This is a genomic window from Marinitoga hydrogenitolerans DSM 16785 (genome assembly GCF_900129175.1).
Taxonomy (GTDB): Bacteria; Thermotogota; Thermotogae; order Petrotogales; family Petrotogaceae; genus Marinitoga; species Marinitoga hydrogenitolerans.
On sequence record NZ_FQUI01000052.1, the window covers coordinates 1 to 14,372 of the forward strand.

The following is a 14,372-nucleotide window of genomic DNA, read 5'->3' on the forward strand; positions in this document are numbered from 1 at the left end:
TATGTATAAAAACAAGAGAAAAAAGAAGAAGCTCTAAGCTTCTTCTAAATATCGAAATTTTTACTTTGCTATTACATTACATTTCTAATTTTTCTGCATTGATAATAAAAATCAAATTAGAATCTTGATTGATAATATTTTTTAAATACTCACCTGTAGAAGTATCTGAAATAACCTCATCAGGTACTTTTTCTATTTTACTTTTGTTTATTCTTGTAATTTCCTCTACTTCATCTACAATTAATCCAAAATCTTTTTCCTTTCCTTTTATTATTACTATATTTTTTGAATTGGTATTCTTATTATTAAATTTTTCGTTTAAATCTATTAGGGGTATTACTTCACCTCTGATATTCACTACATCTTTAACTTTTTCGTTTTCCAATACTGTAACTTCTCTTACCTTTTCTATTTCTATTGCATAATCTTCATCAATTAACTTGAAAATTAAAAACAATTTTGATTCATCAATTGTCTCTTCTCCTTTTTCATTTTCATCTAATACAATTTTTTCTATTTCTATTCCCAACTCATCAAAAATTTTTTCTAAATCTAAAAGTGTAATTATTTCACTATTTAAATTTATCACTCCTATAACTTTCGAGTTTTTCGATGTTACTGGCAATTTGTTTATAGCATTTATTTCTACACTTGTAATATTTTTTACTTCTTCTACATGAAGTCCAAATTTTATACCATTGATTTTTATAATTATTAATTCTTTTAAGTTTAAATTATTTTTTTTAAATAACGCATTTAAATCTATAATTTGTATTATTTCGCCTCTTAATGTCATAACCCCTTTTACGAAATTAGGCATATCTGGAATAGAGTAAATCAAGGGTTTTTTTACTATTTCCTGTACATTTTCTACTGGGATGGCCATTATTTCATTTCCTAATTTAAACTTTAAAATTTGAATTAATTCCTCATGCTCATCTTTTATATGTTTATCTAATATTTCTTTTGTATAATCTTTAAAATCACCTTCAAAAAGATTATCTATTTCTATAACCTTATATAAGTGTTCATTTTTTCTAATAACTGTTGAGAAGTTATTATTATTTATTTTTTCTACATCTTTTTCTCCAACATCAATTATTTCAGAAGTATCATCAACTATAATGCCCAAATTACTTCCTTTTTTTGTTAAAATAACAATTTTTGAATCCTTTGAAATATCCTTCCTCAGATTAAGCTTATCTTTAAGATTCATTATAGGTATAGTTTTATTTCTTAAATTAATAACCCCTATTATGTAATTATCAGAACCTGGAACTTTTACAATATTTTCATATTTCACAACTTCTTGAACATTAATCATAGGTATTGCATATTTCTCTTTATTTAATATAACACTTATATATTGTGGCATTTTCTCACCACCTTTTGGATTTTATTTTGCTTTTTTACTCATTTACATTATACTACATTTTTTAATTTAATTTAAATTGTTCAACTATTTTTTCCAATCTTTCAGCTAATTCTGTTGACTGTCTTGCTTCAGATGAAATGTTTTCTATATTTGCTGTTTGTTCCTCAACACTAACAGCTATGCTTTCTAGTTTCGCTGTAATTTCTTTTATTGACTTTAATATTTTATTTAAAATTTATAATATTTACTCTAATTATGAATTCATACGGTCAAAGTCAGGAAAATGGGGCGAAACACACCCCTAGTAGTACAAATATGGAAAAATAATTGGGAACTCGCTTACTTTAAATATTCAGAACCTATTAGGAAGCTGATATATACCACGAATCCCATAGAAAATGTACATAGGCAATTTGGATAGTCCCGAATAATCCCATTTATTTTAACAAATATACGGATTTCATCCAATCAATTTTTAATCCTTTCCATGTCCTTACAATATAAAATGTAATCTCTGCATTTTCCGAATATTTAATTTTTTTAAGTTCTTCCTCATATATACGTTTTTCTATAACGTCATCTTTAAAATTTAACGTATATCACACTACCATTGGATTTATTAAATACACATTATATCCATATTTAGTTGTTTTTATATTTTTATATAATTTATCTTCTTCATCTAAAGAAACGAGCATATTAAGTATTATTTCTTCTTTTTCTAGTTCTTTATAATATTCTCTCATTAATTTTTCAACTTTTTCAGAATTTAATACATGTTTTCTTCTTTCTTCTATCATTTCATTCAAATATTCCCTTAATTTTTCTTTAGGTTGATAATAGTAAAAATGATATTTTTCATATGATTTATTGTAACTATCATATTTTATTCTTGCTTCTCTCATTGATGAATAATATTTTTCAAGTATATATATTGGATTAAAGTATAAATTATAGGCTGTTTTTAATTGGAAATACGATATTATTATTAAAATTACAAAAACTATAAATTTAAAACGAAATTCACTATTTTTCCAATATTCCAAATAATCAAACATAAAATCTCACCTTTATTTTTTGAAAATTTTTAATTAATTACGGTATTTCATACCATACATAATATGTACCGTTATTTATATATGTAAAATAATTTTCCTTTGCTATTAATAACAATTTAGAATGATTACCATAATTCAATGATTTTATTTCTTCAACATTTCTTTTTACTTCTTTTCTTTCAGCTGGTTCGCTTCGAGTTTCATATACTCCATAATTATAATATTTATAATATGATCGACCTTTTATTTCTACAATTACATTAGCATAATGTAATTCAGCTATTGCAAAAATCTTTTCCCAGCTTTTTATCCATTTTCCATTTCTGTTTGAAATATAATCTATATTACCTTTATTATCAAATATTTCCTGTTTTGCTAACTCACCATTTTCAAAATAATTTTTAAATACCAAAATACCATCTCTCCCCACCCTTTAAACTTTTTTGATTTTATAATTTCCAACTTAACATATAACTATATCTCTAATTCTATTTTTGATATATCTCATCTAAAATACCAATCTCTTTTGCTAATTTCAATGTGTTTTGAACGTATATTCCTCTTATTCGTATATAGTTTTCATATTTTTGTAGATGCTCTATCAAATTTTCTATCACTACTGTTTCAAAATTTGGGTCTAAATAGAAATCTACAACATTTGAAAAATTATCAATATACGAACTTTCATCATATTATTCTCCTTTATAATCATAAATATTTACTAAAATGCTTCCATCATTCAAACCAGTTAATCCAACAATATTTTCTGGTATATCATATATAACATCCTTTATATTCCACTTTTCAATATCAAATATCACTAATTTTTCATTACTATATATTGCTATATCCTTTTCGTTCAAAAAAGTTACGAAATATGGTTCATCCATTATTATTTCTGGATATAATTTGTCAAACTCTATTTTTTTTATCGTTTTATCTTTGCTGTTATAATATTTTATCGAATTATATTCTACGTAAACAATATTACCAGATTTATTTACATCAAAATGACTAATACCATTACTTTCAACAATTTTAATATTTTTTTCATCTTTTATATTATAGAGATATAATTCTTGAATATCGTTATTTTTTCCATCTTTTTTATAACCATTTAATATATAATAAACAAAATAATTTTCGTTGTACTTTATTTTTGGAGGATCAACTGGTAATACATCCTTTAAAGAATATAACAAATTAATTTTTTTTGTAGAAAAATCATATTGAAAAAGATTTAATTTTTTTTCTCTATGTTGAATATCAATAATAAGTGCTTTATTATTGTATATTGTAACTTTTTTACTAAAGTTAATAGGATTTAATATATTACTATCAACTTCATATACTTTCCATGTAGTAATAGCGTCTATATTTGATATATACAATTTAGTTTTATTTTCTACATTAGAATAAGTGATTATACCTCCTGATTTTCCAGTTGATAAATTATCAATATTCATCTTATTTTCCAATTCTTTCAAATTGAAATATTTTATCTTATATTTCCTTATAGTAAATGTTTTTACACTTCTCACAACATCTTTGAATATAATATTATATTCCCCAAAAATAACCATAGTTAAAGTTATAAAAAATACTATAAATGTAATGTATTTTTTCATATAAAATCCTCCTTTTCCCATGCTGTTTTTCCCAACTTTGAACTGTTCAAATAGGAATAATGATATTCATCTTCACTACCTATAATAGTAGCAGCACTTAAACTTGTTATAAATAACATAATTAATACGATAAAAGTATACCATCTTTTCACTACCATCCCTCCAATACTTTTTGATTAATAAAACTGGCACCAGCAGAAAATATTAATTTATTCATTTATCATTCTATCAAAAAAAAAAAAGTAAATAAACTCGCGGTAAAATTTCCACGAATTTTATATTTCTAAAATTCAATAAATTTACAGGATTAATATATCACTTGATATATTAATATAGTTATTTTTTTGTTTTATATAGTTTAATAAAAAATCTGCACACGGTGGAAATAATGCATTTTTAACCTTATATCTAAACCATGAATATTCTTTAGACATCAAAATATTAGATAAATTATATTCTAGAATATTCCCAAATGTATGCGCCTTAATTTCTTTTTTTAGATGTTTTTAAATGAATAAAACTCACATATTTCATCTTTATATAATCCTTCTTTCCCCAAAGGAATTCTTACAATTCCATCAGCCATTCTGAATGGAGAGGCTATCCCAGATTCTCCAAGAATAGGATGTGCTAAAAATTCATTATTTTTTCTTTCCAATTTTACAAATATAAATCTTTCTCTTCCTTGTGCTGTTGGGACATTTGTACTTATTCTTACATATTTATCTACTTTTGGTATGAAATTACTAAATCCTGATATTTTTCTTATAGTTGGGAATAAAAACAAATATGAACTTACAACAAATGATGTAGGATTACCTGGCAACCCTAAGATTATTTTTTCATCTGTTTTTCCAAATATTACCGGTTTCCCTGGTTTAACCTGTACTCCATTATATAAAACTTCTCCAAAATGTTCTATTGTTGATAAGGAATAATCTTTTGATCCAAGAGAACTACCTCCTGATATTACTACAATATCACCATTTTCTAATGCCCATTTAACTCCTTCTTTAAATTCCTCCGGATCATCTTTTATTAATCTATATCTTTCAACATCAATACCCTGTAATTTTAACCATGCCATTAATGCATATGAATTACCATCTCTAATTTGAGTTTTTATCCTATTTTCTGATGGTTCTACTACCTCATCTCCTGTTGGGACAATACAAACTTTTGGCTTTTTATACACCTTTATTTTTGTAATTCCTAAACTCATTAAATTATGAATATGTCCTGTATTTATTTTTTCACCTTTTTTTACTACTATACTATCTTTTTTTACATCTTCATCTTTTTTTAAAATATTTTCACCAGGAGCTACTGATTTATAAATTTCAACTCTTTTTCCAAATTCTTTGGTATTTTCAATCATTATGCATGCATTTGCCCCATCTGGCAGCATTCCACCTGTAGGTATTTTCACACATTCACCTGATTTTATTTCTCCTATATATTCTTCACCCATGAAAACTTCTCCTACTATTTTTAAAAAAGCTGGGTTTCCATCACTTACGCCAAATGTGTCTTCAGCTATTACCGCATAACCATCTATTGTTGATTTGTCAAACCCGGGCAAATTTTCTGGAGACAATATATCTTCAGCTGCAGCATAGCCAATAGATTTTTCTGTATTTAATTCTATAATTTCTGTTCTAATATTTAATTTATCAATAAATTTTTCGTAAACTTCTGTTCTTGGAACAAATACCTGAAATCTTTTTTTCATCCTATTACCTCCCGTTTTTTTTAATATTCTTTAAGTTACCTGAATTCTCTTGTTAGTAGTACAATAATCTCTTACTTTTGAATACTTTATTAAACATAGGTCTTTTTAAATTATACAATAAAATAACAAAAAAATGAAGATTATTTACTGTTTAATCTTTACGAAATATCGTCACGATGTTTTGTAAAAAAAATGAAAAATGTTATAATTAATAATACTAACAATTTTATCGGGAGAAAGATAAACAAAATTCCCATACAGAATCAAAAAATATTCTATTAAAATTTATATTACACCTGATAAAGGTGCATTTTTTTAAAAATAAAAAATTTGAGATTAAGAAAAAATCAAGGTTTTAATGAGGTGATAATTATGATTGAAAGTTATATCGTTTCTATTAATATTTCAAAAAGAAAAGGTGTTGTAAAAGAACCTGTACAAAAAGCTGAAATCAAAGAAAATTGGGGAATAATTGGAGATGCTCATGCTGGCAATTGGCATAGACAAATATCTATGTTATCTGAAGAAAGTATTGATAAGATGCGAAATTTAGGATATGAATTAAAATATGGAGATTTTGCGGAAAATATTACAGTAAAAAATGGAGATATTTATAAACTTCCCGTTGGAACAAAAGTAAAAATAGGAGAAACTTTATTAGAAATTACACAAATCGGAAAGAAATGTCATACATCATGTGCAATTTCTCAAACAATTGGAAAATGTGTTATGCCTATTGAAGGAATATTTTTAAAAGTATTGAAAGGTGGAGAAATTAAAGTTGGGGATTCTGTTATTTTTTATACCCATGAACTAACAAATATTTAGTTTTGGGAGGTTTTTAAATGAAAAAGGTGTTTATGTTGCTAATAATAATTATAATAATATCCTATACTTCATTTTCTAAAAATTTGATTATTTTACATGCAGGTTCATTAACAAATGTATTAAAGGCTATCTCTATTGAATTTGAAAAAGAAAATCCTGATATATCCGTTCAATTAATGGGTTCTGGAAGTTTAGTTGTTATGAGGAAAATAACGGAATTAAATCAATTAGCAGATATTGCATTTGTTGCTGATTATATGATCATCCCACAATTTTTATATCCTAAATTTGCAGATTTTAATATTATTTTTTCAAATAATAGTATGGTTTTGGCATATACTGATAAATCTAAATACGAAAATGAAATAAATAAAAATAATTGGTTTAATATTATTTTTAATAAAAATGTCCTCTTCGGATATTCAAATCCTGATCTAGATCCATGTGGATATAGGACATTAATGACTATGCAATTAGCAGAAACATACTATAATATTAACGATTTATACGAAAAATTTTTAAATGCAAAAAATAAATTTATATTAAAGAAATCTGTTGATTTGGTCTCATATTTAGAAGCAAATGAACTAGACTATGCTTTTTTGTATAAATCTACAGCTTTCCAACATAATTTAAAATATTTAGAATTCCCTGAAGAAATAAATTTATCTTCAATAAAATTTAAAAATAATTATAAAAAAGCTTTTGTTAATATTCTTGGAAAAGACGGAAAAAAAGTAAGAGCATATGGAAGCCCTATAAATTATGGTTTTACACTATTAAAAAATGCTCCACACAAAGATTTAGCTTTAAAGTTTATTAAATTTATGTATTCTGACAAAGGAAAAAAAATATTTAAAGAAAAAGGTATGTCATTATTTGCAAAAACTGATTATCCAGAGAAGTTACCTGATGATTTAAAGCTATTATGGGGGTATTGATTTGGAAATTTCGATTATAGGTTTTAAACTTAACTTTCACAATTTTTCACTACAAATCAATGATTTAAAAATCAATTCCGGAGAATATGTTTATATAATTGGATCCACAGGTTCTGGTAAAACATTATTTTTGGAATCAATTGCTGGATTTATTAAACATGATGGAAAAATCTTTTTTGGAAATAAAGAAATTACTAAAATACCGCCAGAACATAGACATGTTGGATTTGTATATCAAAATTATCATCTTTTCCCGCATTTAAATGTAGAAAAAAATATACAATTTGGAATGAAAATGAAAAAAATTAATGATATCGATTTTTTTCATTATATCGTTGAAAGATTAAATATTTCTCATATTTTAGATAGAAAGGTTCAAAAACTCTCTGGTGGAGAAAAACAACGTGTAGCTTTAGCAAGAGCTTTGGTTACAAAACCAAAAATATTATTATTAGATGAACCATTATCTGCTCTTGATCAGGAAATAAAAAGAGATATTTTAATGTTATTACATGAAATTAATAAAGAATATAATTTAACTACTATTCATGTAACCCATGATAAAAATGAAATTATTAATAATTCTAAGATCTATAAAATTTACAAAGGTAGGTTAATGGAGGAATCAAATGTTCAGGAATATAATTATAATTATTAGTTTTCTTTTTATTATAGCTATTATATTACCTTTTTTAACCGTATTTTTAAATGTTGATTATAAATTATTGCTTGAAATTTCTAAAAGTAGAGAATTTTTAACTACTGTAAAAACAACATTTGGTGCCGCTTTTTTAGCAACTTTAATATCAATAATTTTCGGTATTCCTTTTGCTTATGGAATTGTAAGATATAATTTCCCTTTCAAATCTATTTTAGAAGCTATTGTTGATATCCCCCAAACTATCCCACATACTGCTGCAGGAATTGCGTTATTAATGACATTAGGTAGAAATTCTCTTATTGGAAAAAGCGCTAACATTGTGGGTATATCTTTTGTACACACTTTTTGGGGCATTGTTGCTGCAATGAGTTTTTTAAGTTTCAGTGTATTTGTAAACGCTGTGAAAGAAGGATTTAAAAAAATTGATCCAAGATATGAAAAGGTTGCTCGCTCATTAGGTGCAACTCCCTTTAAGACTTTTATTTTTGTTTCTTTACCAATGATAAAACATGAAATAATTACTGGATCATTATTAATGTGGGCAAGAAGTATTTCAGAATTTGGCGCTGTTGCAATTTTGGCTTATTATCCGATGACATTATCTGTCTTAACTTACGATAAATTCCAAGGTTATGGTTTAAAACAGGCACTTGCGATAACCGCTTTGATTTTTATTATGTCAATGATTATTTTTATGTTCATTAGAATTATACAAAATTTTTGGAAATACACAGAATCGAGGTAATAATTATGATTGATAATTTTAAAAGAAAAATCGAGTATGTTAGATTATCTCTTACAGATAAATGTAATTTTAGATGCAATTATTGTATGAGTGAAGACGTGGAGTTCTTACCAGAAAATGAAATATTAAATTTAAAAGAAATTGAAAATTTGATAAAAATATTAAAAGAATTAGGATTCAAAAAAATCAGACTTACTGGTGGAGAACCTACCCTAAGATCTGATATTATAGATATTGCTAAAATTATAAAAAAATATTTTGGTTCTTTTAGTCTTACAACAAACGGTTCTCTAATGCTTCTTTTAGCAAAAAAATTAAAAGAAAATGGATTAAATGATGTAAATTTTAGTCTTGATTCTCTAAATAGAAATACTTTTAAAGAAATTACAAAAAGGGATGATCTACAAAATGTATTAAGTGGGTTAGAAGAATCTTTAAAAGTTGGTTTAAAGGTAAAAATCAATACTGTAATTCAAAAAAAGAATTTATCAGAAATTTTTGATTTAATAAATTTTTCTGCAAAAAGAAAAATACCCATTAGATTTATTGAATTAATGCCTATCGGTAATAATTACAGTGAAAATGATTTTATAAGTGAAAATACACTGAAAAAATTAGTAAAAGAAAAATATAATTTAATACCTATAAAAACAACATTTGGTTCTGGACCATCAAAATATTATTTAATAAAAGAATTAAATGCTTATATTGGCTTTATTGCTGCTATAACCCATAATTTCTGTTCTTTATGCAATAAAATAAGAATTTCTTCAGATGGGAAAATTTATCCTTGTTTAGCTTTTGATTATAATATATCTATAAAAAATATTATTTTTAAGGAAGATGTATTAAAAGAAAAAATCAAATTGGCTATATTAAAAAAACCAAAAAGACATTTTTTACATGAATTTAAAAAAGAAACACCTATGCATAAAATGGGGGGATAATATGGAATTTACACATATTGATGAAAATGGAAATGTAAAAATGGTTGATGTCTCTAAAAAAGAGATATCTCTTAGAATTGCAAGAGCACATGGGAAAATTAAAATGAAAAGAGCTACATTAATGGCTATTATTAATGGCGGAATAAAAAAAGGAAATGTTTTAACAACTGCAAAAATTGCTGGAATAATGGGTGCAAAAAAAACTTCAGATTTAATACCTATGTGTCACAATATTTTCATTTCAAATATAGATATTGAATTTAAAATAAATGAAGATAATATTGAAATATTTTCTTTTGCCAAAACTGCTTCACAAACAGGGATTGAAATGGAAGCATTAACTGCTGTTAATATTGCTGCACTAACTATTTATGATATGTGTAAAGCTGTTGACAGAGAAATGGAAATATCAGAAATATATTTACTTGAAAAATCTGGTGGAAAAAGCGGACATTTTATAAGAGGTGATGATTAATGAAATACTTTATTTTAACGTTAAGTGACAAAGGTTCAAAAGGTGAGAGGGAGGATTTGAGCGGAAAGGTTATTAAAGAAATTATGACTTCTATAAATAGCAAATTAGTAGGATATGAAATTCTTCCAGATGAAGAAGAATTAATCACTAAAAAATTGAAAGAATTAATAAAAAAAGAAGGCATTGATTTAATTCTAACTACAGGAGGAACTGGCTTGACTCCAAGAGATGTCACTCCAGAAGCAACTTTAAAAGTTATTGAAAAAAGAATATATGGTATGGAAATTGCAATGATAGTAGAAGCTCTAAAACATACTCCACATGGTATGTTGTCGAGAGCTATAGTCGGTATTGCTAACGAAACACTTATAATTAATCTCCCTGGTAGCCCAAAAGCTGTGAAAGAAAATTTAAACGTGTTATTACCTGCTATTCCTCATGCTATCGATAAAATTAAAAATTTAGGAGGAGATTGTGCAAGGTAAATGAAATAAATAATATTAATTAACAAAAATCGGGCAACAACATAAATTTTGCCCGATTTTTTATCTTTATTACTTTAACTCTATAACCTCAAAAGAATTAAAGTATAGATCCACAATTAACATTTTATTTATCAACATATTCTCATAATCTTCAAATATCAACTTCATTGTTTCGCTTACCTGAATAGATGCTATTATAGATACAGAATATGGAACCACTAATTTTATTTCCTTACTATCTTTTATATTTCCTAATATTTCTCTTAATGTTTTTGTTTTTCCAGGAATTATATCAGTTACCTGGCCAAAAAATCTTTCTACACCACCATGTATCAGAGGAATTTTTTTTTCATGTATTTTTTTGTCTAAAATTTTTCTACTTTCGAAATTATCAAAACAATCTATTGCTACATTAACATCTGGTAAAGTTGTTTTATTAGTAATCTTTTCATTAAAAATATGAATTTTTATATATGGATTTATTTTATTTAATTTTTCCTTTGCAACAAACACTTTAGTTTTTCCCAAATCTTCTATATCATATAATATTTGTCTGTTTAAATCAGGCATATCAACTATTCCATCATCATAAATATACAATTCACCAACACCTAATCTGGAAAGATGCATTAAAACATTACATCCTAATCCTCCTGCTCCAGCTACCAATACTTTTGATTCTCTAATTTTTTCAAAATTTTTATATAATTTTACATGCCTATTATATCTTAATATATTAATCACCTCCTACTGACAGAATTATTAATATCATTTTTTCATATCATAACTCAAAACAAAAAGCTTCAGAGATATTGTTTATTTACCTTGATTTTATCATATTTTCACAACAAGTTCAACTATTAAGAATTAAAAAAAAACCGAGGTTGCCCTCGGTTATATTATTTTTCAAATAACTTTTTTAAATTTTCTATATATGGTGATTTTACAACACCTTTTTCTGTTATTATTGCAGTTACTAATTCGTTAGGAGTTACGTCAAATGCTGGATTATATACCTTTATTTCTTCTGGAACCATTTTTGATTTGTGGCAATATCTAACTTCTTTGTGAGATCTTTCTTCTATTGGAATTTCTTCACCTGTTGGAGTGTTTAAGTCTATTGTGGATAAAGGCGCAGCAACATAAAAGGGAATTCCATGTTTTTTTGCCAATACGGCCACAGAATATGTTCCTATCTTATTTGCAACATCGCCATTAGCAGCAATCCTATCTGCGCCAACAATAACTGCATTAATCTTCCCTTGCTTCATTACCCATCCTGCCATATTATCAGAAATTAAAGTAACATCAAAACCATCTTTATATAATTCCCAAACTGTTAATCTTGCTCCTTGCAAATATGGTCTTGTTTCATCAGCATATACTTTTATATTTTTCCCTAATTCTCTTGCTCCTCTAATAACTCCTAAAGCTGTTCCATAATCAACTGTTGCTAATGCTCCTGCGTTACAATGAGTTAAAACTGTATCTCCATCATTTAATAATTCACCACCAAATTTCCCCATTGCTTTATTTGCTTCTATATCTTCATAAGCTATATTTAATGCTTCTTTTTCTATTAATTCTATTAAATTTTTTTCATTTTTTATTTCCTTAAACTTCTTTTCCATTCTATCTAGTGCCCAAAAAAGATTTACAGCTGTCGGGCGTGTGTTAGCCAATGTTTCTTTTACGTTTTTCATTTTTTCATCGAAATTTTCTGTACCCATAAATTCTTTAATTCCAAGAACATATCCAAAAGCTGCCGAAGCACCTATTGCTGGAGCTCCTCTTACTACCATATCCTTTATTGCTACAGCTACTTCTTTATAAGTTTTACAGGTTACATAAATTTCTTCTAATGGCAAGTATCTTTGGTCGACTAAAATTAATGAACTTCCTGTCCATTCCATAGTTATAGTCTTTAACTTGCTCATTCTTTATCATCCTTTTCCACTTCATTTATAACCCTTTTTGCTAATTGAACATAAGGAGCTACATGTTCTGGTTTACCAAAATATGCTGCAGGTTTTCCTGTATCCATATTTATTCTTATATCTTCACTAATTGGAATTTCAGCTAAAATTGGTAATTTGTACTTTTCTGCTAATGATTTTGCTCCATCTTTACCAAATATATAATGCTTTGTGTGACAACTTGGACATTCAAAATATGCCATATTTTCAACTAAGCCTAACACCTTTTTATTCATCACCGTAAAGAAGTTTATTGCTCTTTCTACATCATCTTTTGAAACTTCAGATGGAGTTGTGACTATTATAGCTCCGTCAAACTTTTTCAACATTTGCATTACTGTTAATGGTTCATCTCCTGTTCCAGGAGGTGCGTCTATAATCATATAATCCAACTCTTCCCATTCTATGTCATTGAAAAATTGTTTTATAGTTCCCGTTTTAATAGGACCTCTCCATACTATCGGTTTTCCTGACTCTGGGACAAATTGGGAAACTGATATAACTTTTACACCATTAACTTCTGGGGGAACTATTTTCTCTCCAACCTGATAAGGATGATCTTTTTCTGTTCCACCAAGCATTCTCATTACATTTGGACCATGCATATCAATGTCCATTAATCCAACTTTTCTACCTTCTAATGAAAGGGCAACTGCTAAATTTACTGCTATTGTTGATTTTCCAACTCCACCTTTTCCACTCATTACCATTATAATATGTTTTATATTTTTTAATTCTTCCTGATTTGGCAAATTAAATTGCACTTTTTTATCAACCATTTTATTCCTCCTCAACTATTATTTCATACGTGACTTCTGCCATTCCTTTAACAGTTGCAGAAGCTGAACAATATTTTTCTTGAGACAATTTTACTGCTCTTTCTAACTTTTCTATTGGTAAATCTTTACCTTTAAATATATACTTCACATTTATTTTATTAAAATATCTTGGATGATTCTCATTTCTCTCCGTTTCTAATTTTACTCTTAAATCTTTATAATTTACTTTCATTTTCTTTAAAATCATCGCTACATCCATTCCTGTACATCCACCAATTCCCAACAAAAATAATTCTAATGCTCTTGGCCCACTATTTGTTCCGCCAATTTCAGGAGAAGCATCTATTATTATTTCATGTCCAGATGGTGTTTTAGATACAAATTGCATACCCACACTTTTTTTTAGTTCTATTTCCATATTTTCTACCCCCAGTATTAATTTTTATAATTTTGATTTTGCTTCATATTAATTATACATCCATTTTTATAATAATGTATAACGTTATTTTTAAAAATCGTCTATAATATTTTTGAGTTTTGCTGTTTTTGAGGTATAATATAAAAAAATATAATTTTCTGGAGGTTATATATGCTTAAAATATTTCAAAAAATTCTTTTGATTATTTTTATCCTCCTGCCTTTGACAGTAATTTTGGAATTTTAAGGAAAACTGGACGGTAAAATGCGTATTTGAGGTGTGTAAATCTAGGTCAGTCGAAAAAGTGTGTGGCTAACTTTTTAT

The 14,372-nt window shown here is 26.4% G+C and carries 17 protein-coding genes; 7 read left to right on the forward strand and 10 right to left on the reverse strand.

Translation table 11 applies throughout. The features are described from left to right. Window positions 1–76: 76 nt before the first annotated feature. From BUA62_RS10285 to BUA62_RS10305, 6 genes are all read right to left on the reverse strand, one after another. On the reverse strand, window positions 77–1,375 hold the full coding sequence (locus tag BUA62_RS10285) for a chemotaxis protein CheW (RefSeq protein ID WP_072865966.1): 1,299 nt from the start codon (window positions 1,373–1,375) through the stop codon (window positions 77–79). A 599-nt stretch (window positions 1,376–1,974) separates the two neighbouring features. After that, the gene (locus BUA62_RS10290; protein ID WP_072865967.1) at window positions 1,975–2,433 is read right to left on the reverse strand and encodes a hypothetical protein; all 459 of its coding nucleotides are present in this window, start codon (window positions 2,431–2,433) and stop codon (window positions 1,975–1,977) included. 37 nt (window positions 2,434–2,470) lie between these two features. Then, complete coding sequence (locus BUA62_RS10295) at window positions 2,471–2,845, reverse strand: hypothetical protein (protein WP_072865968.1); 375 nt, start codon at window positions 2,843–2,845, stop codon at window positions 2,471–2,473. 280 nt (window positions 2,846–3,125) lie between these two features. Continuing rightward, window positions 3,126–4,061: a hypothetical protein gene (locus BUA62_RS10300; RefSeq protein ID WP_072865969.1), complete on the reverse strand. Its 936-nt coding sequence runs from the start codon at window positions 4,059–4,061 to the stop codon at window positions 3,126–3,128. Beyond that, window positions 4,058–4,213, reverse strand: a complete 156-nt coding sequence (locus BUA62_RS11585) for a hypothetical protein (protein WP_159429522.1) — start codon at window positions 4,211–4,213, stop codon at window positions 4,058–4,060. Before BUA62_RS11585 ends, BUA62_RS10300 begins: the two co-directional genes overlap by 4 nt. 344 nt (window positions 4,214–4,557) lie before the next feature. Beyond that, on the reverse strand, window positions 4,558–5,793 hold the full coding sequence (locus BUA62_RS10305) for a molybdopterin molybdotransferase MoeA (RefSeq protein ID WP_072865970.1): 1,236 nt from the start codon (window positions 5,791–5,793) through the stop codon (window positions 4,558–4,560). Between the two features lie 372 nt (window positions 5,794–6,165). On the opposite strand from BUA62_RS10305, the gene BUA62_RS10310 reads away from it, so the two are divergent. From BUA62_RS10310 to BUA62_RS10340, 7 genes are read left to right on the forward strand one after another with little or no spacing between them, the layout of a single operon-like run. Continuing rightward, a complete protein-coding gene (locus tag BUA62_RS10310; protein WP_072865971.1) occupies window positions 6,166–6,621 on the forward strand; it encodes an MOSC domain-containing protein in 456 nt (151 codons plus the stop codon). A 17-nt stretch (window positions 6,622–6,638) separates the two neighbouring features. After that, a complete protein-coding gene (locus BUA62_RS10315) occupies window positions 6,639–7,562 on the forward strand; it encodes an extracellular solute-binding protein (protein ID WP_072865972.1) in 924 nt (307 codons plus the stop codon). A 1-nt stretch (window position 7,563) separates the two neighbouring features. After that, window positions 7,564–8,220, forward strand: a complete 657-nt coding sequence (locus BUA62_RS10320; RefSeq protein ID WP_159429523.1) for an ATP-binding cassette domain-containing protein — start codon at window positions 7,564–7,566, stop codon at window positions 8,218–8,220. Then, window positions 8,192–8,968, forward strand: coding sequence for an ABC transporter permease (locus BUA62_RS10325; RefSeq protein ID WP_072865973.1), 777 nt, complete (start codon window positions 8,192–8,194; stop codon window positions 8,966–8,968). The genes BUA62_RS10320 and BUA62_RS10325 overlap by 29 nt, the downstream gene beginning before the upstream one ends. Window positions 8,969–8,973: 5 nt before the next feature. Beyond that, window positions 8,974–9,915, forward strand: a complete 942-nt coding sequence (gene moaA, locus BUA62_RS10330; protein ID WP_072865974.1) for a GTP 3',8-cyclase MoaA — start codon at window positions 8,974–8,976, stop codon at window positions 9,913–9,915. A 1-nt stretch (window position 9,916) separates the two neighbouring features. Further along, complete coding sequence (gene moaC / locus BUA62_RS10335; protein WP_072865975.1) at window positions 9,917–10,390, forward strand: cyclic pyranopterin monophosphate synthase MoaC; 474 nt, start codon at window positions 9,917–9,919, stop codon at window positions 10,388–10,390. Continuing rightward, complete coding sequence (locus tag BUA62_RS10340; protein WP_072865976.1) at window positions 10,390–10,875, forward strand: MogA/MoaB family molybdenum cofactor biosynthesis protein; 486 nt, start codon at window positions 10,390–10,392, stop codon at window positions 10,873–10,875. Before moaC ends, BUA62_RS10340 begins: the two co-directional genes overlap by 1 nt. A 69-nt stretch (window positions 10,876–10,944) precedes the next feature. On the opposite strand, the gene BUA62_RS10345 is transcribed toward BUA62_RS10340, so the two are convergent. From BUA62_RS10345 to BUA62_RS10360, 4 genes are all read right to left on the reverse strand, one after another. After that, the gene (locus BUA62_RS10345; RefSeq protein WP_072865977.1) at window positions 10,945–11,619 is read right to left on the reverse strand and encodes a HesA/MoeB/ThiF family protein; all 675 of its coding nucleotides are present in this window, start codon (window positions 11,617–11,619) and stop codon (window positions 10,945–10,947) included. Between the two features lie 155 nt (window positions 11,620–11,774). Beyond that, window positions 11,775–12,812 (reverse strand): S-methyl-5-thioribose-1-phosphate isomerase, encoded by a 1,038-nt coding sequence (gene mtnA, locus BUA62_RS10350; RefSeq protein WP_072865978.1) that lies wholly within the window; start codon window positions 12,810–12,812, stop codon window positions 11,775–11,777. Beyond that, window positions 12,809–13,630, reverse strand: a complete 822-nt coding sequence (locus tag BUA62_RS10355; RefSeq protein ID WP_072865979.1) for an Mrp/NBP35 family ATP-binding protein — start codon at window positions 13,628–13,630, stop codon at window positions 12,809–12,811. Before BUA62_RS10355 ends, mtnA begins: the two co-directional genes overlap by 4 nt. Window position 13,631: 1 nt before the next feature. Further along, window positions 13,632–14,048 carry an OsmC family protein gene (locus tag BUA62_RS10360; protein WP_072865980.1) on the reverse strand — a complete coding sequence of 139 codons (417 nt, stop codon included), beginning with the start codon at window positions 14,046–14,048 and terminating at the stop codon, window positions 13,632–13,634. Window positions 14,049–14,372: the final 324 nt, after the last annotated feature.

Excerpts from the sequence above, each read along its gene's own strand:
- moaA (WP_072865974.1), top strand. The coding sequence starts at position 8,974 with ATGATTGATAATTTTAAAAGAAAAATCGAGTATGTTAGATTATCTCTT.
- BUA62_RS10325 (WP_072865973.1), top strand. The coding sequence starts at position 8,192 with ATGTTCAGGAATATAATTATAATTATTAGTTTTCTTTTTATTATAGCT.
- BUA62_RS10285 (WP_072865966.1), bottom strand. The coding sequence starts at position 1,375 with ATGCCACAATATATAAGTGTTATATTAAATAAAGAGAAATATGCAATA.
- BUA62_RS10310 (WP_072865971.1), top strand. The coding sequence starts at position 6,166 with ATGATTGAAAGTTATATCGTTTCTATTAATATTTCAAAAAGAAAAGGT.
- BUA62_RS10360 (WP_072865980.1), bottom strand. The coding sequence starts at position 14,048 with ATGGAAATAGAACTAAAAAAAAGTGTGGGTATGCAATTTGTATCTAAA.
- BUA62_RS10305 (WP_072865970.1), bottom strand. The coding sequence starts at position 5,793 with ATGAAAAAAAGATTTCAGGTATTTGTTCCAAGAACAGAAGTTTACGAA.
- BUA62_RS10315 (WP_072865972.1), top strand. The coding sequence starts at position 6,639 with ATGAAAAAGGTGTTTATGTTGCTAATAATAATTATAATAATATCCTAT.
- BUA62_RS10355 (WP_072865979.1), bottom strand. The coding sequence starts at position 13,630 with ATGGTTGATAAAAAAGTGCAATTTAATTTGCCAAATCAGGAAGAATTA.
- BUA62_RS10300 (WP_072865969.1), bottom strand. The coding sequence starts at position 4,061 with ATGAAAAAATACATTACATTTATAGTATTTTTTATAACTTTAACTATG.
- BUA62_RS10340 (WP_072865976.1), top strand. The coding sequence starts at position 10,390 with ATGAAATACTTTATTTTAACGTTAAGTGACAAAGGTTCAAAAGGTGAG.
- mtnA (WP_072865978.1), bottom strand. The coding sequence starts at position 12,812 with ATGAGCAAGTTAAAGACTATAACTATGGAATGGACAGGAAGTTCATTA.
- moaC (WP_072865975.1), top strand. The coding sequence starts at position 9,917 with ATGGAATTTACACATATTGATGAAAATGGAAATGTAAAAATGGTTGAT.
- BUA62_RS10290 (WP_072865967.1), bottom strand. The coding sequence starts at position 2,433 with ATGTTTGATTATTTGGAATATTGGAAAAATAGTGAATTTCGTTTTAAA.